Genomic DNA, 23,011 nt, shown 5'->3' on the forward strand with positions numbered 1-23,011 from the left:
CGGTCGGACCGCTCGATCGACCTGTCAGTTCGACTCGATCGTCGTTCCCACCTGTGTCTCATCGATGGATGGGTTCCTCCGGGGGATGACGAGCGTGACGACGCTCCCTCGCGGGTCGTTCTCCGCAAAGCGCACTGTCCCGCCGGCCCGCGTACAGATCCGTTTGACGAGCCACAGCCCCATCCCCGCGCTATGACGTAGCGGCTCGACCGGACTGTCGTCGCGGATCACTTGCCGTTCCTCGGCCGGGATGCCGGGGCCACGATCCGCCACCGTGACTTCGACCGTCTCGGGTCCTCTCTCGACGGTGACTGTCACTTTGGGCGTCTCGCTTTCGGTGTGGACGATGGCGTTTTCGATGACTTCCTCGATGGCCTGTTCGATCTCAGCGATCGTCTGGACTGTGACTGACTCCGGTGTCTCGACGGCCACGGTTGCTTCCGGATAGGCCGTTTCGAGAGTGTCCCGGACTGTCTCGACTATCGTCACGAGGTCGATCGACTGTGGCGTCGAGACGGCCCTCAGCAGTTTGATGATCTCCCGTTCTTTCTCGGCCTGTTCGAGAATACGCTCGGCCGCCCGCTCGATCGGTTCGGCCTGTTGTTCGATCGTGTCACCTGCCTCTTTGATCATCGATGCCCGGCCGAGGATCGTGTTCAACTCGTTGCGGATGTTGTGTCGCAACAGCCGATCGAGTGTGGTCAGTTGCTTCTCCCGTTCGACCTGTGCGGTCAGATCCTGGAGCGTGGCGACGACGCCCGCGACGCCTCCCGATGGATCCGCGAGCGGGTGATAGCGGACGTTGAACGTCCGGGTGGGTTTATCCGGGACGTCTCGGGTCGTCCGGTACTGGACCGATTCACCCGCGAACACCCGTTCGACGTACGGGCGAGCGATCGCGAACGCCTCCTGCCCGATGCCTTCACGGAGGGTTACCTCTCGCACATCGTCCTCGATGCCGTGGAACTCGCGATAGGCCGGGTTGGCGAAGATGTACTCGTAGTTGGTATCGACGGCCGCGATGCGTTCGTTCGCGCCGTCGATGGCCCGCTTGTAGTGGGCCAGTTGTTCAGTCCGTTCTTGGAGTTCAGTCACGTCCTGCTGAAAGCCGACGTAGTGGGTGACCTCCCCCGCATCGTTCTCGACTGGGGCGACGGTCACACGGTTCCAAAATTGGCTGCCGTCGGCCCGATAATTCCGCAATTCGACGGTAACTGGCTGTTCGCGTTCGATCCCCGCGCGGATCTGGGCGACGCGTGCGGGGTCGGTGTTGGGTCCCTGGAGGACCCGGCAGTTGTACCCGAGGATTTGCCCCTCGTTGTAGCCGGTGAGTGCTTGGAAAGCGTCGTTGGCGTAGATCAGTGGGTTGTCCGGCTCGGTTGCGTCGGCGATGGTGATCCCGATCGGTGCCGCGCTCAGTACGCGGTCTTTCAGTTCCAGGTCCTGCTCGCGTTGCTCGCGGTCGCTGACGTCCCGAACGACGAGAACGGTCGCCGGCTCGTCGGCCCACCCGAAGTGCGTGGCGGTCACCGCCACGGGCACGGTCGTTCCGTCCGTCTGCGTGAGGGTCCCGGCGACTCGATCGAGGCTCTGGGACCCGTCTCGGACAGCTTCGAGTCGCTCCTCGAAGTCGTCGACTTCCCGGCTGGACAACGCTTGGGAGAGCAATCGGTCCGGGACGGCCGAGCGATCTGGCAGTCCCATGAGTTCGAGCCCGGTTTCGTTGATGAACGCCACCTCTCGATCCCGGACGACTGCGATCATGTCGTGGGCAGCATCCAGCAGGGCCGTGGCGTGGATGTCCGTCTCCCGGAACTCCGCGTGGGCTCGGCGGTACGCGACCGCATCCGTGATGAGGGCTGCGAGTTGCGCCCACTGGCCACTGTGGTCGTCCTTGATGAGGTATTCGGTCACGTCAGCGGTGATCGCTCGACTCGCGATCCCCTCGCTGCCCTCGCTCGTAAAGAGGACAAAGGGTAGCGTCGGTGCCTGGGATCGGACGGCTTCCAGAAACGCGATCCCATCAGTGTCTGGCAGGTCGTGATCGCTGACGATGCAGTCGATCCCGTTCTCGGCGACGAGCCGATCGATCGCGGCCCCGACCGTCGAAACTGTTTCGACCGCCAGGGCGGCCTGGCTCGGTAGCTGCTTCTGACAGGCGTTGGCAAAACTCTCATCGGCCGTGACCACGAGGACGTCGCTCTGTTTTTTCGCCACGGCCGCGCACATATTCTAGTATTCTCCCGGCAAGACCCTATAGGTTTGTCTTGCCCTGACGTTCGGCTATCGCTCCGCTCGCGCCGAAATGTCGCCGCCGTCCGTTCAGCCCCGCTCGGGAGCCATCGGCAACTCGACGACGAACACGGTCCCTCCCTTTGGGCCCGTCGTTCGATCCTCGATCCGGACCTCGCCACCGTAACTCTCGACCAGTCGGTCGACGAGGAACAGTCCCATCCCGGTCCCCTCACTGTCCATCCCCGCTTTCCCCTCGCTGAACAGTCGGTCTTGGTGCTCGTCGGGGATCCCAGGCCCGTTGTCCGCAACCACGACGCTGACGCGATCGTCGTATTCTTCGACAGTGACCGTGACCGCTGGCTCCGTGGAATCGTTGTGCTGGACGGCATTGTTGACCAGATTGCGAAACACCGAGGAGAGCATCTCGTTGGTCCGAACGCGTGTCTCCGGACTCGGGGGATCGGGCATCGAAATGTCGGCTCCTGGGTGTGTTTCCTGTCGCTTTTCGAGTTCGTCCGTGAGAATCCGTTCGAGGGAGACGGCCGATAGATCTGGCGACCCCTCGCCGTGAATCATCTCCGCGATATCGTGCGCACTCGTTGTGAGTTCGACGACGTGATTGCCCGCCCGGAGGATCTTCTCGATAGACTCCTGTCCATCGGGCGAAACCATCTCCCCGAGGTTCTCCGTCCAGGCCAAGATGACGTGGACGTCGTTGCGGATGTCGTGGCGGAGGACCCGGTTCAACACGTCGAGTTGCTCGCGTTGTTGATTTACGGCGACGGACTGGCCGCGCAGCCGGAGCACCGTTGCAATCCGCTCTGCCAGGCGATCCTTGGAGATTGGCATGTCTATCAGCCCGTCGATCGCCGCCCACAGGTCAGGGTACTCGGTTTCGAGTTGGGTCCGCATCTTGCCGTGGCTTGCTTCGGGGACGAGCAACAGATACGGCAGGATACTCCCCTCGCTGGCCTGCCGTTCGAGCAGGCTCGCCCGGTGTTCGAACAGCATCTCTTTGTCGAGTAGGCAACACTCGAAGTCGGCTGTACGGACGTCGGCGTCACGCGAGACGTGTCGATACGCCTCGTGATCGGCTAGCCAGTCTTCGAGTACTCGCCGATTTCCCGGACTAGACACGAGTGTCAAGACCGGCGTCCGTTCGGGTGCTCGCTCCTCGCTTGACTCGCTGGGCTGGGCGTGTGCCTCGTTGCCGGTCTCTTCAGGCTGTGGCATGGCTGGGTCAGTCCTGTTTCGCGTTGGTCTCGTCCGGGACGTCGGCCGTTTCCCAGTCCGGTGTCCCGGTGAGAATGCCGCGCAGCTGGGGGAGTGGCTCGCCGACGCGGATCCCCTCGGGCGTGATTTCGAGTTCCCGCAGGCTGTGCTCGAAGTCGCTGGTCCGCATCTTCAACGCGCCGATGACTTTCCGCAACTCGCCGCGGTACTCGACGTGACGCAGGAAGACGAGGTTGTCCGCGAGGTTGCTCGTCCGTTCCTCGGTGGCCCGAAAGTCCCCCGTGATATTGTGGACCTCGTTGACCAGGATCGTCGAGACGCCGGCTGCCCGCAGGTATCGACCGACCCGCAACAGCGCAGCCGTCGGGTCCTCGAGACCCCGGAGGTTCTGTTTGAACCCCTGTGTGCCGTCGATCATCACCAACTCGACCCCATCCCTCACGGCTTCTCGAATCAGTTGCTCGAACTCACCGACAGTGTATGCGTCGGGCTCGATTTCGACGATCGACAGACACCCCTCTTCGAGTACTTTCTTGAGTGGCATGCCGATCGCGTCGGCCCGCTCGCGGATCGTCCGTTCGGCCTCCTCGAACTGGAAGAGGATGCCTTCGGTTTCTTCGATGGCTGCTCGCGTGAGGAACTGCACCCCGGTCGTCGTCTTGCCCGCACCGGTCGGGCCACTCAGGATCGTCACCGTGCCCGTATCGAGCCCGCCACCAAGGAGGCTATCGAGCTCGGGAACGCCCGATGACAACGTCCCGGGTTCGATCGATCGCTCTTGCTCGCCGGGGACTAGCGTCGGCCAGACCGTCAGTCCCTCGTCGTCGATGCCGTAGTAGTGCTTGCCCCGACGGAACGACGACCCTCGAAACTTCGAAACCTGTACCGATCGACTGTCGCCGGTCACTTCGAGTGTGACGACGCTATCGACGAGGAACTGCAGATCCTCGTCTGTGACTGTCTCGCCGGCCTGTGACGTCAACATCACCGTCGCCCCGGCGTCTTTGAGATAATCCAGCAGGCCGAGGATTCCCTTCCGAAACTGCCGCTCGTCGGTCGTCAGGTAGCGGAACTCCGTAATCGGGTCCAGCAGGACCCGGTCCGGTTCGACCTCGTCGACGACGGTTCGAAGCGAGTCGATGAACTCCGGCTGCTCGACTTCGGCGGACTCGAAGACGTCGTACGATTCCTGCTCGGCAAACTGTTCGCTGGTCGGCGAGAGGTTGTGAAAGTAAATCCCCTCCGTTTCCAACCCGAACGCCTCGGCCGTCTCCTCGACGTACGCCTGTGGTTCCCCAGATTGACGTAGAGACTCTGCTCGCCCGCCTCGACGCCCGCCGACAGAAAGTACAGTCCGAAGATCGTCTTGCCGGCCCCCGGCGTCCCCCTGAGAAGGACGTTTCTCCCAGGAATGAGTCCCCCATCTAGCACACCGTCCATGCCGGCAAGCCCGGTCGTTTTCCGGGTTTTGTTCATAATCTATAGTTGTTGATGGTGGTATAAATACCGACCGGGCGAGTTGTCAGTGTCGATAGACTTCTGGCAGTGGCCGGTACGCAGCGGTACACATGTCGATGACGCCCGCCCCACGAGACGCGAGCCTTCAAGAGACACCTCCTCCAAACACCGGCAATGACGCGGGTATCGATCGGCCCACGCTTACACGCCGGCTTCCAAAATCTCTCGCTCGCGCGTGATCGCCTCTATGGAGGGATCGGACTCGCGATCGACGAGCCACGGCTCGTCCTCGAAGCCCACCGGGCCGACTCCCTCGTCTGTTCCGATGGCGCTGTCGAACCGTACGCACGCCGGGCGATCGAGGCACTGGACGTCCCAGGGGCGACAGTCACGGTTAGCCACCGCTTCGACCGCCACGCCGGCCTCGGGAGCGGGACGCGCCTCGCGCTCGCCGCGGTAGTCGCGATCGCCGACGCCTACGGACTGGATCCGGCCGTCCGGGAACGAGCCCCTGCACTCGGTCGGGGCGGGCGTAGCGGGGTCGGAATCGCGACGTTCCGCCAAGGTGGGTTCGTCATCGACGGCGGTCACCCGACCGAGCGGTTTACCCACAGCCCCCCGGAGACGGGTGCCTGGACCACACCGCCGGTCGTCGCTCGCCACGACGTGCCCGACTCCTGGCGGTTCGTCCTCGTCACGCCGGCGGGTGAGACAGGCCGGAGCGGCCAAGGCGAGGACGCAAGCATGCGAACAGCCGTCGAACGAGCCGATCCCGGGATCGCCGACGAGATCGCGCCCTTACTGACCCAGCGCTTGCTTCCCGCGATCGCCGAGGGCGACCGGGCCACGTTCGGGGCGGCGATCTCGCGGCTCGGTCGTCTCAACGGCGCCTGGTACGCCGACGAACAGGGTGGCGTTTACCGGCCGCCCGCGGGCCAGTTGATCGAGGCGCTCTCGGGCGTGCCCGGCGTCGATGGCGTCACCCAGTCCTCCTGGGGGCCGACAGTCTATGCGATCACGGGACCAGCGCGGAGCGATCACGTCCGCGAGGCGGCTGTCGAGGCACTCGAGACAATCGGCATCGACGGCACCGTTCGCATCGCTTCGCCGGACAACGACGGGTATCGTATCGAACCTGGTGAGTGATACCGCCAGCCCGTGCTCCATCCCGTCAGTACTGCCCAGCCCGAATCGACCTCCGACCTATCGTTCTGAACGGGTACCGCCGAGGTGGGCGGTGAGGAACTGCCGCTGTTTCGCTCCCGTCTGTTCGCGCCACTCCGCGCTGTCGATCATGCCGTGGTCGGCCCCCTCGCCTGTGATCACCTCGACCGTCACGCCTGCGTCCCGGTAGGCGTCGGCGAGGACTGCCGTCGAACGAACGGGGACAACCCCGTCTTCCGTTCCGTGGACCAGCAACGCCGGCGGATCGCCGCTGTCGACGTGTGTGACCGGCGATCCCTCCCGCAGCGTTTCCACGTCCGCCTCGGGGCCGAAGAACGCAGCGACAAGCGGATTGTCCCCGATGCCGGCGTCGGTGAAGTCGTAGGGGCCACTATAGCCCACCAGCGCGTCGACGGCGACCGGGACGTCCGGATGAAAGTCTGCAGGCTGGAACCGTTCGTGTGCCGGGGCAACGGCGACGAGTGCTGCCAGGTGTGCGCCCGCGGAGTACCCCGAAAGCGCGCCCCGCTCCGGGTCGATGCCGTGGGCGTCGGCGTTGGCCCGGAGCCACTTCAGGGCCGCGACGACGTCCCGGACGGCCGCGGGATACTGCTTCTCTTGGGCCAGCCGGTACTGGACGTCCGCGACGACGAATCCAGCATCGACCAGTTCGTCGAACATCGGTCGGTATCCCTTGTCGCCGCCGATCCAGCCCCCGCCGTGGGCAAAGAGCACGAACGGTCGGTCGGTGCCTGCTGGCGGCTCGTAGAGATCGAGTTCGAGCGTCCGCTCTGGGGTCTCCCTGAACGGCACGTTCGTCTGTCGGTCGCCGTCGACACTGGTCGTCTCGGGACGCTCGGTATCGGCTGGGTCGGCTGTCGTTGTGGCTGGTGGTTCGTCGTCGCTTCGCGTCGGCCGATCGGTGGTCGTCGCTGGCAGCGGGTCCGTCGCTGTTTCGCCATCCCTCTCTATGCCCGTACAGCCGGCGACGGTAGCCATCACACTCGCCAATACGGTCCGACGCGACCAGCGACGTGCTGTCATACGTCACGGCTCACGCGAGACCGACAAAAAGCCCCGCATCCGGGCGGGTCCCGCTCGGTGCTGGCCCCGCTCGATCACCGCTCGGGGGCTGGTACGCCCTCCGCGCCAGGGTCCTCGGGGCCGTCGAGGTCGTACTCCTCGCGCAACTCCCGGATGCGATCGCGGATGTCGGCCGCGAGTTCGAACTCCAGGTTGTCGGCGGCCGCCTCCATGCGCTGTTGTAGCTCTTCGACCAGCCGCGCGGCGTCTTCCTCGTCGTTGGGGTCGGCGGTTGCCGACTCGCCAGTGTCTGTCTTGCTCCCGGGTAGATTCGTCTCGCCGATGGCCTTCTCGATGGTCGCCGGCTCGTGGCCGTGTTCTGCGTTGTACTCGCGTTGAATCCGTCGCCGGCGCTTGGTCTCCTCGATGGCTGCCTCCATGGCGTCGCTCGGATCGTCGGCGTACAGCACGACGTTCCCGTTGACGTTCCGGGCGGCCCGGCCCATCGTCTGGACCAACGTCGTCTCGCTGCGCAGGAACCCCGCCTGGTCGGCGTCCAGAATGCCCACCAGGCTCACCTCCGGAATGTCCAGGCCCTCCCGGAGGAGGTTGATCCCGACGAGGACGTCGAACTCCCCGGCCCGCAGCCCCCGGACCAGTTCGTGCCGTTCGAGCGTGTCGGTCTCGTCGTGCATGTACTCGACGGCGACGCCTGCCTCTTGGAGATACTCGGTGAGATCTTCGGCCATCCGTTTGGTCAGCGTCGTGACCAAGGCCCGCTCGTCGTCCGGGAGGCTGTCGAGACGATCCAGCAGGTCCTCGACCTGCGACTGGGCGGAGCTGACTTCGATTTCGGGGTCGACGAGATAGGTCGGACGGACGATCTGCTCGACGACCTGCGCGCTTTGCTCGCGTTCGTACTCGCCAGGCGTCGCGCTCACGTACAGCGTTTGGTCGGTCTTTTCCTCGAATTCCTCGAAGGTCAGCGGGCGATTGTCGTAGGCCGTCGGCAGGCGGAAGCCGTTCTCGACCAGGGAGTCCTTGCGGGATTTGTCGCCCGCGTACTGGCCCCGAACTTGGGGGATCGTCTGGTGGGACTCGTCGACGACCGTCAGGAAGTCATCGGGGAAGTAATCCAGTAGGGTGTAGGGGGCTTGGCCTGATTCCCGATCCGAGAGGTGGACGGAGTAGTTCTCGATGCCCGAACAGTAGCCGGTCTCTTCGAGCATCTCCAGATCGAAGGTCGTCCGCTCCTCGATGCGCTGGGCGGCCACCAGGTCGCCCTGGCGCTCGAAGTAACTGACCCGTTGGTCCAGCAGCTCCTCGATCTCCGCGATTGCGTCTTCCAGTCGCTGCTCGGGGATCGAGTAGTGTTCGGCGGGGTGGATCAGGGCCGCCGGTTCCTCGCTTTTGAGCTCGCTTTCCAGTGGATCGAGCTTCGAGATGCGGTCGATCTCCTCGCCCCAGAACTCGACGCGAAGGGCATACCGGCCGTACATCGGGTAGATCTCGACGGTGTCGCCACGGACGCGGAACGTGCCGTGGGTAAACTCGACGTCGTTGCGCTCGTAGTTCAGGTCGACGAGCCGGGCCAGTAACTCGTCGCGGTCGATCTCCTGGCCGACTTCGAGGTGCAGCGACATGTCGATGTAGTTTCTGGGGTCACCGAGGCCGTAGATGGCCGAGACCGAGGCGACGACGATCACATCGTCACGGGTTAGCAACGAGCGGGTCGCCGAGTGGCGCAGCCGATCGATTTCGTCGTTGATCGAGGCGTCTTTCTCGATGTACTTGTCGGTCTGTTCGACGTAGGCCTCGGGCTGGTAGTAATCGTAGTAGGAGACGAAGTACTCGACGGCGTTGTCCGGAAAGAGCTCCCGAAACTCTTCGTAGAGTTGGGCCGCCAGCGTCTTGTTGTGGGCGATGACCAGCGTCGGCTGCTGGATCTCTTCGACGACCCACGAGACGGTGTTGGTCTTGCCAGAGCCAGTGACACCGAGGAGGGTCTGTTCGTCCATGCCCTGCCGGAACCCGTCGGCGAGTTGTGCGATGGCGTCGGGCTGATCGCCTGCGGGATCGAACGGGGCCTCGACGCGGAACGTCGTCTCGGCATCGGGGCGGTCGGGCGAGAGAGGGCCGCCGGTGTCGCTCATTGTCCTAGCCATACCGCTTGATCTACTTGACGGCCTCGCTCGACTCAGCCCTCGACACGACGGGTTCCTCACAGTGCTCGAACAGGCTCACAGCTACGGGCGAGGGTCCGGGACTGGCCGCACGGATGGGTCCGTCACTCCGGCCCGCCAGTGGGCTCTTCGTCCGGGTCCCACTCGCGTTCGACTGGTGTCTCGCTGGCGTCGATCGTGTCCAGGAGCCAGGCTGCTGCGTCGTCGAGTGCCGTCTCGTCAGCGCCGGTGAGTTTGAGCCGGTTGTGGCGGGCGTCTTTGTCCGGATAGCAGCCGACTCGGATCTCGAAGCGGTCGCGTGCTTCGGTCAGGTCGGTGACGATGTTCGCTTCGGGCTCGACAGTGTAGAGGACCCGTTCAGTCACCTCGCCCGTGAACTCCTCGGCGATCGTCTCGAACATCGCTCGCATCTCGCTTGGGATCCCCGGTAAGACGTAGACGTTGTCCAGCCGACAGCCCGGTGCTAACCCTTCGGGATTGGACAACCGTTTGGCCCCCTCCGGGATGGCGGCTTCCGCCTCGATATCGATGTCGAGTTCGGGCACCGACTCGCCAACCGCAGCCAGTCGCTGCTGGACGTGGGCGATGGCGAGATCGCTGGCGACCAACGTTCGATCGAAGGCGTCCGCGACGGCCTCCATCGTCACGTCATCAGGCGTTCCACCGATCCCACCGGTGACGATCACGGCATCGAAGGCTCCACTGTGTGCTCGTGTCCGCTCGGCGATCACGTCCCGATCGTCGGGAACGGTGAGTATCCGTCGGACTGAAACGCCTCGGGCCGTCAACGCCGAGGCGAGCCACGTACCGTTGGTGTTGTCGATATCACCGGCCAGTAGTTCTTCGCCGATGGTGAGCACGGAGACGTCCATCGGTGTCACGCTCCGGGTGCCACAGTTGTCAGCCTTCTGTTGTATCGAGACGACCAGGCGCTATTCGACAGCGGACTCATTCGTCGACGAACCCGGCGACCCCGTCCAGATTCAGGACGTATTCGGGTCCGAACGCCGTGGCTGGCGTCTGGTAGCCGGCCAGGTCGGCATCGGCGTCGATCCGTTCGAGGGCTGTCGTCGCCGCATCAACCGTCAACGCGTACGTTTCGGGCGTCTCCAGCCGCGACGTCACCGTCTTCTCGCCGTCGCTCACTTCTCCCCACAGGGAGACTCGATCGCGCTGCCGTGCGCGCTCGGACGGCCCGCTGACGAACGTCCGGGCGAGTGCCTGTAATCCGCGCTTGACCGTGGGAGCTGCCAGCAGCGGTGAGACAGCGGCACTCGCCCGGAGCAGGTACTCGGCGTACTCGGGAGCGGACAGGTACACTTCGATGGTCTCGATACCCGTCGAATAGTAGGCCGTCGAGACGTCGCCCATCGGCGCGCTGACGGCGTGTGTCGGTCCGGTTCCGAAGTCGATGGTCCGGGTTCGCGATCCGGGCGGTTCCGATTGGAGTCGCCCGTCCCGTCGCACCATCCCGCCCGCACCAATCTGGTCGAGTGCCGTTGCCAGCGTCCCGCCCGAGACAGAGCCCGGCGTGTCGATTCCCAGTCTGAGTTGCGTCCCAGTCGGCAGTCTATCGTGGAGGTGGGCGGCCAGACAGTCGGTCGGAACGACGTCGAAACCCACGCCCGCCAGGAGACAGATGTCTGCGTCTTCGGCGTCCCGGTCGCGTTCGGCCAGCGCCTCGAAGACGGGGATCTCGCCAGTGATATCGAGATAGTCCGTTCCGGTTGCCAGACAGGCCTCGACCATCGGGTCGGCGGTTTTGTTAAAGGGACCCGCGCAGTTGAGAACGGCGTCGATCCCGTCGAGATTGTGTCGTGCCTCCGCGACGGGGAACACACGGGAGTCGACGTCCAGTTGGAACGCGAGGCCGCGCGTTTTCGTCCCGTTGCGCCCGCCGAGGACGACATCGAGACCCCGATCGACGGCCTCCCGGGCGACGAGTTCGCCCGTGTACCCGTAGGCCCCGTAGATGAGAACGGTCATATGGTCTACGTCGGGGCTCGCCAACAAAAGAATGCGTGCTCACATTCCGCGTGCGCCGAGACCGGACTATGTATTTCTGGAATTCGGCCCGTGGCCACTCGTCGCTCAACAGACCGGCTTGGGGTTGACGCCCATCGACTCCAGGGACTCCGTGTAAGCGTCGTAGGCTTCCTGGATCGCGCCACTCGCGGCTTCAGCCGCCCGCTCCCAGTCGCCTTCGCCGTCGCAGATCGATTCGAGTAACTCGCCGGCCCGGTCCAGTTGCGGGTCGAGGTCCCCGCCGACATCCCGGAACAGCTGTGCGGTCTGGGGATCGGCCTCACCGACGAAGTAGCCCGTAAACTGTTCTTTTGACTTCTCGGCGGCGATCGTCCGACCGACGAACCCACCCAGGCGATCGACCGTTCCATCGAGAGCACGGAGGTACTGCTGGATCGCGGGGACGCTTTCGCCCGGTTCGTGCTCGTCGAGCTGTCCGGCGACGCGCTCGTAGTGGTCGCGTTCCTCGGCGGCTGTCTCTGCGAAAGCGTCGGCGACCGCGCCGGTGTCCTCGGTGTCGGCCCACTGCTGATAGGTGACGGCGGCGTGGTGTTCGGCGTCGGCGGCCGCCGAGAGGACCGTCTCGTCGTCCATGTCCCCGTCCGTATCGGCATAGAGGGCTTTCGAGGAGCCCAGCCGCGAGAGGGCGGTGTCGTTGTCGGCACGAATTTGCTCGATGAAGGCGTCTTCGTCCATAGTGTGTCGTTGACTCGCCGCCGGTTAGAAGCCACCGGTGGCTGCAAACGTCACAGGCGTCTCCGCCCGGCGTAACACACAAGCGGACTGGCCGTGACCGTGGGGTATGGAGCGCATCCCCTTGGGTATCCAGCAGTTGGATTCGCTGATCGACGGCGGGGCACCCCGCGGGACAGTCGTCTTGCTCTCGGGCGAATCGGGGGCCGGCGCACGCGAGTTCATGTACACGGCCGCAACGATGAACGGCCTCGCGAGAGGCAACGAGGACCTGCACGATCTGTATTACGGCGATCTCGCGGCAAACGCGACGCTTCCCGAGGAGATCCACTACGTCTCCTTTACTGCGGGGGAGTCACAGTTCCGCTGGGAACTCTCACAGACCTTAGAGACGGATATCGTCGACGGTGCCACAGAGGCGATCACGTTCCACGATCTCTCGACTGACTTCTTTCACGCCAGTCCACTCCCCCGGGAGTGGTACGCCCAACGCACGCCGAGCGTGACCGATCTGCGTTCCCGGACCGACCGGGAGGGGTTGCTGTCGGCCTTTGGTGACCTGATGACCGACAATGCGGCCGATAACCTCGTCGTGATCGATTCGCTGACGGATCTCGTCGCCGCCAACGACGAGGACGTCTCCTGGCCTGACATCACGTACGTCCTCAAGGGCCTCCAGAAGGCGGCCCATCGCTGGGACGGACTCGTTCTTGCCCACATCAATCACGAGACACTCTCGTCTGAGCGCCTCGGTCAGCTCGTCGATGCCGTCAACGGGACCATGCGCTTTGAGTGGGAGAGCGGCGGCAGCACCCGCGCCCGGACGCTCGTCGTCAAGCAATTCCGAGGTGTGCTCTCTCAGCTCGAAGACGAGAATATCGTGCGCTTCGAGACCGAGATCGACGACGACGGGTTCGACATCTCGGACGTCCGGAAGATCCGCTGAAGTGCTCCCCTCGGCAAGTATCGATCCTGGGAACGGGTGGCAAACCCTTAACTATCCGCTCGATGAACTGCCAGTGATGGGAAGCGAGTCGACCGAGTCGCAAGACGTGACGGCGTCGCTACCCGCGGACCTGGCTGAGTGGCTCGACGAGCGGGCCGCGGAGCTTGACGTCGACCGCGACGTGGTGCTCGAACAGCTCGTGGCAGCCTACCGGCAGACTGCAGACCGCGACGACGACAGTCCCGCCGATGTCGGGCCGACGGCCGTCGATCGCGACCGAATCGAAGCCGTCGTGGCTGACGTCCTCGCCGAAGAAAAACCTGCGATCGCCGAGGATGTCGCCTCGGCGGTCGGCGAGCGCTTCGCGGACAGCGAGGCCGTCGAGGAACGCATCGCGACCGCCGAGGGGAACTTCCAGTCGAAACTCCAAGACGTCCGCGAGCGGGTCGTTCAGGTCAAACGCGAGACTGACGAAAAGGCACCGGCCGATCACGACCACGACGCCTTCGAGCGACTCGATGCGATCGACGACCGACTGGCTGATATCGAGGCTGCGATGGCGGCCCTCGAAGCGGAGATCGAGGCCGCACCCGATGCCGACGAGTTGGCAGCACTGCAAGCGTCACTGGAAGCACTCGATGGCACTACCGACACGCACGACGACCGTCTGGCCGACGCCGAGGAGAAACTCCGGACTGTCGCCTGGGCGGTCAGCGATCTCCGGGACACACAGCAACAGCGTGGCACCGACACGCTCGAACGGCTCAAGGCCGCTGCGGCCGGGCACGACGTTAGCCGGGCAGTCTGTCAGAACTGTGATAATGCCGTCGAAATAGCGCTGTTGACCCGGCCGGCCTGTCCGCACTGCAACGCCGCGGTGACCAACGTCGAGCCCGCGAGTGGCTTTTTCAGCAAGCCCGCACTGGTCGTTGCATCCCAGATCGAGGCTGGCGACACCAGTGGTCGAGACGGGGACATCTCGGCGACAGGACAGGGAGACTGGCGATGAGTGACGACGACGATCCGGACGGAGACTCCCACTCGGCGGCGGACGAAGACACTGCGGCGGGCGATCCGTTCGAGGCGATCTCTGCGGGTGACGACGCGCCACTCGCCCCTACCGATGGTGGGGACGAAGACCCCTTCGAGCGGATCGACGTCGACGATCGCCCGGCCGACCCGTTCGCTGATCTCGGCGACCAACAGGCCGATGCCCGTGGCGACGCTGCATCGGAGACCGGTCGCTTCGATGCCTTTGGTTACGACGACCGGACCGATTCGACCCCGGCAGATGCCGCCCACCAGCCCGAGACAGGCGCTGACGCCGACGAGCAGCCCGTCGTCGACAGTGATGTCGACGATCCGTTCGATCGGCTCGGTGTCGATCGCCGTGGGGAGGCTCCGTTCGATCGACTCGGCGAGGGCCGGGTAGTCGACGCCGAACGCGATTCCGAGCTGTGGGAGGCACTCTCTCGGAGCGAGGCCGAACCCGAGACCGAACGCCAGGGCCAGCGGCGCTTTGCCGAGGTGGACAAACACTCGTACTGTGAACGGTGTGAATACTTCTCGAAACCGCCCGACGTGGCGTGTTCTAACGACGGAACGGACATCATCGAGTTCGTCGACAGCGAGACCGTCCGGGTGGCTGACTGCCCGATCGTCGCCGAGCGCGAGGAACTGGCCGACTACGAGCCCGACTAGGCGCACAGACGTGTCACTTTAGACCCCCTGGCCCGTCCGTGTGAGTAGCATGCAGTTCTGTGATGAGTGTGGCTCGATGATGCACGCCGTCGAACGGAGCTCGACGAGCAATCAGCACTCTTCGAGTTCTGATGACGCCGACGGCGACGAGATGGTCTGTCAGAGTTGCGGCTATCGTGAGGCCAAAGATCAGGAGCTGGCCGAGGACTTCGTTTCGACGGAAGACCAGAGCGACGACGACCTGATCGAGACCGAGGAAGACGCGAACTTCGAGGGCAAGCCCACCGCTGATGACGTACACTGTGACGAGTGTGGCCACGGCCACGCCTGGTACACGATCAAGCAGACCGGCTCCGCGGACGAACCGCCGACACGCTTTTTCAAGTGCAAAGAGTGTGGGCACCGCTGGCGCGGGTACAGCTGAGCGACGCCTGTGATGCGGAAGTCGGCGTCAGGATCGTCGTTCAGGCGGGATCCGTACTCTCTGGCAGGTCGAAGACGTCCTCGATGCGGGCGTCGAACTCGCGGGCAATCTGCCAGGCCAGTTCCAGGGAGGGGTTGTACTCACCTTTCTCGACGTAGAGGATCGTCTGGCGAGTGACGCCGACCCGATCGGCGAGTTCGGCCTGAGTCAACCCGGCGTCCTCGCGTCGCTCTTTGACCGTCGTCTCGAAGTCCATCCTACCCCTCCAACCGCCGGGCCCGGAGCAGGTTCCAGCCTTTGTGGACCACCGAAGAGGCGATCGCGGTCATCCCGACCCAGACGAAGACGATCTCGCCTTGTTGGATGAACGTCTCGACCGGGCCAGATAGACTGCCCTGTGCGTCGAGCAGTGCGCCGAGGACGTACGCGAGGAACCCGATCGCGAACAGCGCGTACAGTGCCCGACTGGCAGCCGTCCGAATCAGCCTTCGGACACGCTCGTCGTTTTCCTCGATCCCGAGTCGAGTCCCCAGCCATCGACTCGCCGGGAGAAATCCGACGAACAGCACGCCACCCAGCGCCAGCAGTGGTGCCGACTCGAATCTGATCCCGGCGTTCACCAACCCGATCACTATTAGCAGGTAGAGCGCTCGGACAATCCGGTACAGCGTCTGGGGGCTTCCGACTCCGATGTTAGGTCTATTTAACATAGCGTGTTAGAAATATCTTACACCAAGCAAGTTATTTCTTGTGGCGTCTTCGGTCGGTGGGCTGGTGCGATTGCGCTCAACACCGCCCGTCTAGACCGCCAATAAAAGGGATTCCCGGCTATTCGACGACGATCGTCCCGACCATGCCGACGGCCTCGTGGGGGATGCAGACGTAGCCGTGCTCGCCGGTCGTCTCGAAGGTGTGGACGTACGATTGGCCCGATTGGACGGCCCCTTCGCCGTTTGTCCAGCCCTCGCGAGCAGCTTCCTCGCTATCGAAGCCGCCGGAGGCCCAGTACTCGGCATCGTCGGGGATCTTCTCCTCGTAGGCGCTGACCGAGTGGGGTTCGCCACCGACGAACGTCCAGGCGACGGTATCGCCACTTTCGACGGTCAATTCTTCGGGCTCGAAGGCCGCGGCCGTCATGTCGACGACGTGGTCGGCGTCCTCGGGGACGCCCTCGACGACGTTGGGGCCACCCGAGAGATTGCTGTTGTGCCCGCCACTCGAACTCTCCTCGCTGTGGCCACCCGAGGGTGCGCCAGCCAGGTCGAGATCGAGCGGCACGTCCTCGCTGGCATCGACCAGGGCGAACTGTGCGTACTGGGTGGCGTTGGCGAAGGACTCGGCGGCGCTTGCGACGTCGCCACCGCCGTCCAGTGCCTCGACTAACCCTTCCAGCGATGCCTCGAAGGTCTCGTAGGCGTTGCGGTCGGCCTCCTCGAGGAGTTCGTGGACGCGCGCACTCTCGAAGCGAGCGAAGGCATCTTCGGCGATGCCGAGTGCGACCTCACGCTGGGGACCGCCCGCAGCTTCGACGACGGCGTAGGCCGAGGCGACGGCCTCGCCGCCGAAGGTCTTTGTCGGCGGGTAGACGGCCTCGCCGTTCTCGGCGGCCTGGCTCACCGCACCGATGGCTGCCTCGAAGGCCTCGTAGGTCTCGGCGTCGGCGTGTTCCAGGGCTTCGTGGTAGCCGCCGGGGTCGCCCTCGAAGTGCTCGAAGACCCGTTGGGCGATGGCTTGGGCGCGATCGTCGTTGCCCAGCGTATCGAGGACGGCAGCGTCGAATCCGCGCGCGGTGACGATGGCAGCCTCGCCCGCGCTCACGACCGGCGTTTCGGCGGCGGTCGTCGCGTATTCCAGCAACGTCGAGTGGATGCCCTCGTCGTGGGTCCTGACGGCCTCGCTGTCCCCGGCCTCGAAAGCGTCGATCAGGCCCGCGAGGTGTTCCTCCTCGAAGGCGTCATAGAGGTCCTCGCTCGTCTCCTCGACGGCCTCGTGGAACCCGAGTTCGTCCTCCTCGAAGCGGGCAAACAGGTCCTGGGCGATCGACGCCGCCGCGTCACCCTCGTCGCGACGATAGCGCTCGCGGGCGTCGGCGACCCGAGCCCGGAAGAACGCGGCGGCCAGGACCGGTGCCGCCTCGCCGGTCAGTGCTTCGATCCCGGCCACGAGATTCTCGTCGACGGTCGCCAGCGGCTCCGCAATGTCCTCGCCCTCCTCGATGGCCGTCTGGAGGGCTTCGAGTCCGGATTCGAACCCTTCGTAGGCGTCGGCGGCCGCGGATTCGAGGCCGTCGTGGGCGCGTGCGCCCTCGAAGTGTGCGAAGACGTCGGTCACGACCGTGGCGGCCTGCTCGCGTTCGCCCGCTGCGACCAGCCAGGCGGCGTCGGCGACCCGGGCTCGGTACGTGGTCAGCGTCGCGGCGTGTGCGACACCGAGTGAGGGGCCGCCCAACGAAGCAAGCGCTGCAGCGTCCCAGCCCATCGCACCGAACAGTGCGACGTGGCCGGCCCCTGCTGCGTGCTCGTCGTCAGCCAGGCTATAGCTCCCGGCCACGGCGGTCTCGACGGCCAGATCGGCGTTGGCCATCGCCGACTCGCTGTTGCCCGAGCCAGCGTTCGAAACGAGATTCTCCAGACTCCCCTCGAGGGAATCGAAAGTGTCGCTGTCAGCGGACTCGAAGGCACTCCCGAGACCGTCTTCGAAGCGTGCCTGTGCATCCTCGGCGACGGTCGCGGCGGCGTCGGGATTGTCCGTTTCGAGCAGGAACGCGGTGTTCTGGACGGTTGCCGCGAGAGCCTGCAGATCGTATGCCTGTGCCGTCCCCTCGCTGAGCAGTGCGCCCTGGGCGTCGGCCAAATGGCCGGTCGCGGTGTCGGCGGCGTCGCTGGCCCGCTGGAGATCACCCGCAGACAGTCCCTCCGATCGAAGGGCACCCAGCGCCGACTCGAAGCCCTCGTAGGCCTCGCTGTCGGTCCCTTCGAGCATCTCGTGAGCGCCGTACTCGCCGCCCGCATTCTCGAAGCGTGCGAAGACGTTTTGGGCGAGGGCGCCACCGGCGTCGGGTGCCCCGGCCCGTCCCAGTGCGACCGCGTCTCGCACTCTGGCTCGCATGGTGTTCCACTCGGCCGCGACGGCCGCGTTTGCGTCCGCCTGGCCATTCCCACCCGACCCGCCCTCGGTCGTCGTCTCTTCAGGGGCCGAACAACCTGCTAGCCCGACTGTCCCTAACAACGCTGCGCCGCTCGCCAGTACCTCCCGTCTGGATGGCATTGGAATTTAGGCTCGCCTAATCAGACATAAGGGCATCGGTTTTAGGTAGACCAAAACCGTGTGGAATCGGGATCTCTCCGCGCTGTGACTCACTGGTTTGCGGTCGGGCCAGGCACCGATGCCATCGTCGGCTTGGACTCAGCTTCCCGGTTGCGACCGTCGAAGCGCGTCCCTGGTGGGTTCCTGTGGCGTCGCCTCGCTGATCCCGACGACGAATTGGCCAAAATGGGCAGTCCTACGACCGTTTCGTCCTCGATACGCGCGAGGGGGTGTGCGGACTACGTGACGAGTGCCCAGGCGACGACGACCGCGAGGCCGCCCAGGGTCGTCGAGAACAGCGACTGGACGCGGAGGCGATCGAGCAGTTCGTGGGAGGTCTCGGTCATCCCCGCAGCCTGGTCGATCTCGCCGCCGACCTCACACGAGGGCAGGAAGTCCATCGCAATGTGGAGGAAAACCCCCGCGGCGAACCCGAAGACGACGGCGTTTATCGCCGGTGTACTCGGCAGATTCACCATCGCGACCGGGAGGGCCGTCAGCCCGACGCCGGCCGCCGGCAACAACAGCGGAACGGTCGAGTTCCCGTCTAGCGCCAGCCGACGCGCAGCAGCGTACCCCGCCGGCCCCTTATGGGAGATGATCGATAATCCCAGCAGGAGGCCGAGATCCGGCATCTGGCCGTAGATGAGCCCGATGATCAATCCCGCCGAAAGCGCGTGAGCCGCCAGTTCGGTCGCCGTCGTGTCCATCGGGAGATCCAAATGGGAGAGCCGGTGACCGATCGTGTGAGCGTTGTAGCCCACGAGGATCCCGGCAGCGATGCCGAACCCACCGAGGCGTGGATCCTGGCTGATAGTGATTGCTTGCGGGACGAGAAACGCCGCGGCGCTGGCGATCATCGCACCGCTTGCCAGTCCGTATCCCCACACGAGTCTCCGGGGGTGGCGCCCGTTCGACCAGGCGCCGACGAGTGCGCCCCCAGCCATCGCCCCGAAGGCAACCCACGAAATGACGACGAGCTTTCCCACCCCCCGACTGTCGCCGAATCCAGCCACTGCAAGTGCCGTCAGTCCGAGCAATATTGCCGTCGAGAGGCCCCCAGAAGCGTCTCCGACCGAGAGTTATTAAGAACGGCTTGGTTATTATTACTCATCGGCCGGTTGTTCCCGACCGACGGGTATGAACGTGTCGGTGGGACTCGACGCGGCGGAGCTACCGTGAGTTGAGACCTATCGGGCAAGCGCCCGGTCTGTGTGATCGGGTTCCCGTCCTCGATCGCTCTTCGTGCCGACATTTAAGCGGGTGCCGGTCGTTGGTTGGGCTCGATGACAGCACCAACGAACGCCGACGTGACGATTGTCGGTGGGGGCTTTGGCGGCCTTTCGGCCGCGTGCCACCTTGCCGACGCCGGTGTGGACGTCACCGTCCTCGAAAAGAACGACGCCGTGGGCGGGCGGGCCAGCCGCCTCGAACGCGACGGGTTCGTCTTCGACATGGGCCCGTCGTGGTACCTGATGCCGGAAGTGTTCGAACGTTTCTTCGAGCACTTCGACCACGAACCCACCGACTACTACGAACTCGAACGGCTGGACCCCCACTACAAGATTTTCTTCAAGGACGGGGACGAGGTCGACATCAGCGCCGATCGCAACGAGAACCGCGAACTCTTCGAGTCCTACGAGGCGGGCGCTGGCGAGGCCTTCGACGACTATCTCGCGACGAGCCAGCGCCATTACGAACTGTCGATGGAGAACTTCGTCTACGAGTACCGGCCGACCTGGAAAGACTGGGTCGATCCGGCGCTCATGAAGACCGGCACGCTCGGGCTGAAGCTACTCGGCTCGATGCAGGGCCACGTCGAGGACTATTTCGAGAATCAGAAACTCCGCCAGATCGTCCAGTACACGCTTGTCTTCCTCGGTGGCTCGCCCAAAAACACGCCCGCGATCTACAACATGATGAGCCACGCCGATTTCAATCTCGGCGTCTACTACCCCCAGCCAGTCGATGGCGGGCCGGGCGGGATCGGGGCTGTCGTCGACGCGATCGTCGATCTCGCCGAGGAGTTGGGTGTGACCATCGAGACCGACACCGAAGTCACGGAGATCACGCGCCGCAAGGAGGGATTCCTGGTCGAGACGGCCGAGGGAGAACAGCGCCGACCCGACACCGTCGTCGCCAACGCCGACTACGCCCACGCCGAACAGGATCTCATGCCGGCCCACGAGCGCCAGTACGATGCCGAGTACTGGGACGACCGGACCTACGCGCCCTCGGCGTTCTTGCTGTATCTGGGCGTCGAAGGCGACGTGCCCGAGTTGGCCCACCATTCCCTGGTCATGCCGACCGACTGGGAAGCGTACTTCGACGACATCTTCGAGGACCCGGCCTGGCCTGATGATCCCTCCTACTATCTCTGTGTTCCCTCCAAGACCGACGACGATGTCGCGCCAGAGGGCCACACCAACCTCTTTGCCCTGGTCCCGATCGCCACCCGCCTCGACGATCCCCAGGAGACGCGAGACCGGTATCGCGACAAAGTGATCGCCGACATCGCCGAGAACACCGGCGTCGATCTCGAAGACCGGATCGTTCTCGAAGAACAGTTCTCTATCTCGGAGTTCGGCGAGCGCTACAACGCCACGAAGGGCACGGCGATGGGGCTCGCTCACACCTTGCGCCAGACGGCCATGTTCCGTCCGCCGATCGAATCCTCGAACGTCGAGGATCTGTACTTTACCGGTGGCTATACGACGCCAGGGGTCGGCGTCCCGATGTGTCTGATCAGCGGCGAGCACGCGGCCGAGGCGGTGCTTTCGAACAGTCGATGATGGCGACGACGTCACGGCGTCCCGGGCGTTCGAGTCTGCTCGACCGGGTGCGGTACCTGCTGGTCCTTTCCCGACCCCGGTTTTGGCTGTATCTGGCCGGACCGGTCGTCATTGGGGTTGTCTACGCCGCCGAATCGACAGCGGAGCTGATCACCCCACTCTCGGTCGCGCTGTTCGCCTACTTTCTCGTGCCCGCGAACGTCTTCCTCTACGGTGTCAACGACGTCTTCGACGTCGATATCGACGTCGAGAATCCGAAAAAGGAAGACGGGCCGGAAGCGCGCTTCTCCGGGGACCGGTGGGTTCTTGGGGTCGTGCTCGTCTCGGGACTGCTCGCGCTTCCCTTTGCCTTCGTCGTCGGGCCTGCAGGCAAAGTCACCCTGGCGGGATTCCTCGTTCTCGCCGTCGAGTACAGCGCCCCACCGTTCCGGTTCAAGACGACGCCTGGCCTCGATTCACTCTCGAACGGACTGTACGTCCTGCCCGGCGTCCTCGCGTTCACGGCCGTTGCGGGCCAGCTCCCGCCCCTCCCGGCGATCGTCGGCGGCTGGCTCTGGACGATGGCGATGCACACCTTTTCGGCGATCCCCGACATCGAACCTGATCGCCGGGCTGGCATCGCTACGACGGCGACGGTCCTGGGCCAGCGCCGGACCTACGCCTACTGTGGGGCCGTCTGGGCGCTTGCAGCCGGTGCCTTCGCCCTGGTTCACCCACTGCTGGGTACTGTCCTCGCCGTCTACCCGCTCTTGGAACTCGTCATTGCCGTCTCGGACGTGGTGGTCGACCGCGCCTACTGGTGGTTCCCGGCGATCAACACCGTCGTCGGGACCGTCCTGACGATGGGCTATCTCTGGAGGGTGATGTACGGTGGCTGACCTCGACCGCCGGCGATTCGAGGCGCGACTCGACAGGTTGGTCGCCGACAATCGCTTCACTATCGCGGTGACGTTCCCCGCGATCGGCGCCGTCATGCTCCTCGCCAGCGCCGAAGGCTGGTTCCCGGGGAGTCTCGAGTTCAACCCCTATCTGGTTCTCTTTGGGACCGCCGTGATGCGCCTGCCGCTGATCGCCGGGATCGCCCCCCTGGTCGACCGCCGGGCCGGCCTCGCGATCGCCGCCCTGACACTCTACACCTACGGGATCGAATTCACGGGCGTGCTGACTGGACTCCCCTATGGCCACTTCGAGTACGCCATCGACCTCGGACCGATGTTGCTCGACACCGTCCCGGCAGCCCTGCCGATCTTCTTTTTCCCACTGGTGTTGAACGCTTACCTGCTCTGTCTGCTCTTGCTCGGTGACCGTGCCTCGCTGACGCGGGTCCGGCTTCCGGCGGTCATCGCGACCGTCCTGGCGATGGACCTCGTGTTGGATCCAGGAGCGGTCGGACTCGGCTTCTGGGAGTATGCACCCCCGCTGTCGGGCGATGGTCTGTGGGCGGGTGCGACGGCTGCCCAGTTCTACGGTGTCCCGCTGTCGAACTACCTCGGATGGGTACTGAGTGCCAGCGTCGCCGTGCTCGCGTTCGATCTGGGCTTTCAGCGGGCTGGACTGCTCGATCGACTGGAACGGACGGGCTTCATGCTCGACGACCTCGTGAGTTTCGTGATCCTGTGGGGCGCGATCAACGCCTGGTACGGCAACTGGCTTTCGGTCGCTGTGGCCGGACTGTTCGGAGTCGGGCTGTTGGCGACCGACCGCTTCGACTTTGCTGTCCGGGAAACCGTTCCGCTGGTTCGCTCCCGGCAGTGATTTCGGGCGTCTCGAGGCGGCGCCTCTCACGTCCGAGATACCACCCTCGTTTTGCCACCAGCGCCAGCCATTT

20 protein-coding genes and 1 pseudogene are annotated in these 23,011 nt (G+C 64.7%); 8 read left to right on the forward strand and 13 right to left on the reverse strand.

Annotation, left to right across the window (positions count from 1 at the left end):
* Positions 1-24: 24 nt before the first annotated feature.
* From Hrd1104_RS01270 to Hrd1104_RS13535, 4 genes and pseudogenes are all read right to left on the reverse strand, one after another.
* Positions 25-2,229, reverse strand: a complete 2,205-nt coding sequence (locus Hrd1104_RS01270) for a PAS domain S-box protein (RefSeq protein WP_154551046.1) — start codon at positions 2,227-2,229, stop codon at positions 25-27.
* A 93-nt stretch (positions 2,230-2,322) separates the two neighbouring features.
* Positions 2,323-3,468, reverse strand: a complete 1,146-nt coding sequence (locus Hrd1104_RS01275; RefSeq protein ID WP_154551047.1) for a HAMP domain-containing sensor histidine kinase — start codon at positions 3,466-3,468, stop codon at positions 2,323-2,325.
* Between the two features lie 7 nt (positions 3,469-3,475).
* Complete coding sequence (locus tag Hrd1104_RS13530; RefSeq protein ID WP_370454840.1) at positions 3,476-4,162, reverse strand: ATPase domain-containing protein; 687 nt, start codon at positions 4,160-4,162, stop codon at positions 3,476-3,478.
* Positions 4,163-4,327: 165 nt separating this feature from the next.
* Positions 4,328-4,944 (reverse strand): annotated as a pseudogene (locus tag Hrd1104_RS13535) (ATPase domain-containing protein); the annotation flags it as partial.
* Between the two features lie 156 nt (positions 4,945-5,100).
* On the opposite strand from Hrd1104_RS13535, the gene Hrd1104_RS01285 reads away from it, so the two are divergent.
* Positions 5,101-6,072 (forward strand): beta-ribofuranosylaminobenzene 5'-phosphate synthase family protein, encoded by a 972-nt coding sequence (locus Hrd1104_RS01285; protein ID WP_154551048.1) that lies wholly within the window; start codon positions 5,101-5,103, stop codon positions 6,070-6,072.
* 57 nt (positions 6,073-6,129) lie between these two features.
* Here the strand turns inward: Hrd1104_RS01285 and Hrd1104_RS01290 are convergent, their stop codons facing one another.
* From Hrd1104_RS01290 to Hrd1104_RS01310, 5 genes are all read right to left on the reverse strand, one after another.
* Positions 6,130-7,134: an alpha/beta hydrolase gene (locus tag Hrd1104_RS01290; protein ID WP_154551049.1), complete on the reverse strand. Its 1,005-nt coding sequence runs from the start codon at positions 7,132-7,134 to the stop codon at positions 6,130-6,132.
* Between the two features lie 74 nt (positions 7,135-7,208).
* The gene (gene uvrB / locus Hrd1104_RS01295; RefSeq protein ID WP_154551050.1) at positions 7,209-9,266 is read right to left on the reverse strand and encodes an excinuclease ABC subunit UvrB; all 2,058 of its coding nucleotides are present in this window, start codon (positions 9,264-9,266) and stop codon (positions 7,209-7,211) included.
* 134 nt (positions 9,267-9,400) lie between these two features.
* The gene (locus tag Hrd1104_RS01300) at positions 9,401-10,168 is read right to left on the reverse strand and encodes a molybdopterin-binding protein (RefSeq protein ID WP_154551051.1); all 768 of its coding nucleotides are present in this window, start codon (positions 10,166-10,168) and stop codon (positions 9,401-9,403) included.
* A 76-nt stretch (positions 10,169-10,244) separates the two neighbouring features.
* Positions 10,245-11,282 carry a trans-acting enoyl reductase family protein gene (locus Hrd1104_RS01305; protein WP_154551052.1) on the reverse strand — a complete coding sequence of 346 codons (1,038 nt, stop codon included), beginning with the start codon at positions 11,280-11,282 and terminating at the stop codon, positions 10,245-10,247.
* 105 nt (positions 11,283-11,387) lie between these two features.
* Positions 11,388-12,017, reverse strand: a complete 630-nt coding sequence (locus Hrd1104_RS01310; protein ID WP_154551053.1) for a rubrerythrin family protein — start codon at positions 12,015-12,017, stop codon at positions 11,388-11,390.
* Between the two features lie 106 nt (positions 12,018-12,123).
* Between Hrd1104_RS01310 and Hrd1104_RS01315 the strand changes: the two genes are divergently transcribed.
* From Hrd1104_RS01315 to Hrd1104_RS01330, 4 genes are all read left to right on the forward strand, one after another.
* Positions 12,124-12,960, forward strand: a complete 837-nt coding sequence (locus Hrd1104_RS01315) for an HTR-like protein (RefSeq protein WP_154551054.1) — start codon at positions 12,124-12,126, stop codon at positions 12,958-12,960.
* Positions 12,961-13,036: 76 nt separating this feature from the next.
* The gene (locus Hrd1104_RS01320) at positions 13,037-13,969 is read left to right on the forward strand and encodes a hypothetical protein (RefSeq protein WP_154551055.1); all 933 of its coding nucleotides are present in this window, start codon (positions 13,037-13,039) and stop codon (positions 13,967-13,969) included.
* Positions 13,966-14,661 carry a hypothetical protein gene (locus Hrd1104_RS01325; RefSeq protein ID WP_154551056.1) on the forward strand — a complete coding sequence of 232 codons (696 nt, stop codon included), beginning with the start codon at positions 13,966-13,968 and terminating at the stop codon, positions 14,659-14,661. The genes Hrd1104_RS01320 and Hrd1104_RS01325 overlap by 4 nt, the downstream gene beginning before the upstream one ends.
* A gap of 49 nt (positions 14,662-14,710) precedes the next feature.
* Entirely contained in the window at positions 14,711-15,085 is a 375-nt protein-coding gene (locus Hrd1104_RS01330; RefSeq protein WP_154551057.1) for an RPA12/RPB9/RPC11 RNA polymerase family protein, read from the forward strand.
* Positions 15,086-15,125: 40 nt separating this feature from the next.
* On the opposite strand, the gene Hrd1104_RS01335 is transcribed toward Hrd1104_RS01330, so the two are convergent.
* The 4 genes from Hrd1104_RS01335 to Hrd1104_RS01350 form a co-directional block, all read right to left on the reverse strand.
* Complete coding sequence (locus Hrd1104_RS01335; protein ID WP_154551058.1) at positions 15,126-15,341, reverse strand: helix-turn-helix transcriptional regulator; 216 nt, start codon at positions 15,339-15,341, stop codon at positions 15,126-15,128.
* 1 nt (position 15,342) lies between these two features.
* Complete coding sequence (locus Hrd1104_RS01340) at positions 15,343-15,795, reverse strand: hypothetical protein (RefSeq protein ID WP_154551059.1); 453 nt, start codon at positions 15,793-15,795, stop codon at positions 15,343-15,345.
* 118 nt (positions 15,796-15,913) lie between these two features.
* Positions 15,914-18,352: a DUF5059 domain-containing protein gene (locus Hrd1104_RS01345; protein WP_154551060.1), complete on the reverse strand. Its 2,439-nt coding sequence runs from the start codon at positions 18,350-18,352 to the stop codon at positions 15,914-15,916.
* A gap of 278 nt (positions 18,353-18,630) precedes the next feature.
* Entirely contained in the window at positions 18,631-19,380 is a 750-nt protein-coding gene (locus Hrd1104_RS01350; RefSeq protein WP_370454807.1) for a ZIP family metal transporter, read from the reverse strand.
* 297 nt (positions 19,381-19,677) lie between these two features.
* Here Hrd1104_RS01350 and Hrd1104_RS01355 point away from each other — a divergent pair, with 297 nt between their 5' ends.
* The 3 genes from Hrd1104_RS01355 to cruF are packed head-to-tail and all read left to right on the forward strand — an operon-like array spanning position 19,678 to position 22,938.
* A complete protein-coding gene (locus Hrd1104_RS01355; RefSeq protein ID WP_154551062.1) occupies positions 19,678-21,183 on the forward strand; it encodes an NAD(P)/FAD-dependent oxidoreductase in 1,506 nt (501 codons plus the stop codon).
* Positions 21,180-22,061, forward strand: coding sequence for a prenyltransferase (locus Hrd1104_RS01360; protein ID WP_154551063.1), 882 nt, complete (start codon positions 21,180-21,182; stop codon positions 22,059-22,061). Before Hrd1104_RS01355 ends, Hrd1104_RS01360 begins: the two co-directional genes overlap by 4 nt.
* On the forward strand, positions 22,054-22,938 hold the full coding sequence (cruF, locus tag Hrd1104_RS01365; protein WP_154551064.1) for a bisanhydrobacterioruberin hydratase: 885 nt from the start codon (positions 22,054-22,056) through the stop codon (positions 22,936-22,938). Before Hrd1104_RS01360 ends, cruF begins: the two co-directional genes overlap by 8 nt.
* The last annotated feature ends 73 nt before the right edge of the window (positions 22,939-23,011 follow it).

The organism is Halorhabdus sp. CBA1104, from assembly GCF_009690625.1.
Lineage (GTDB): Archaea > Halobacteriota > Halobacteria > Halobacteriales > Haloarculaceae > Halorhabdus.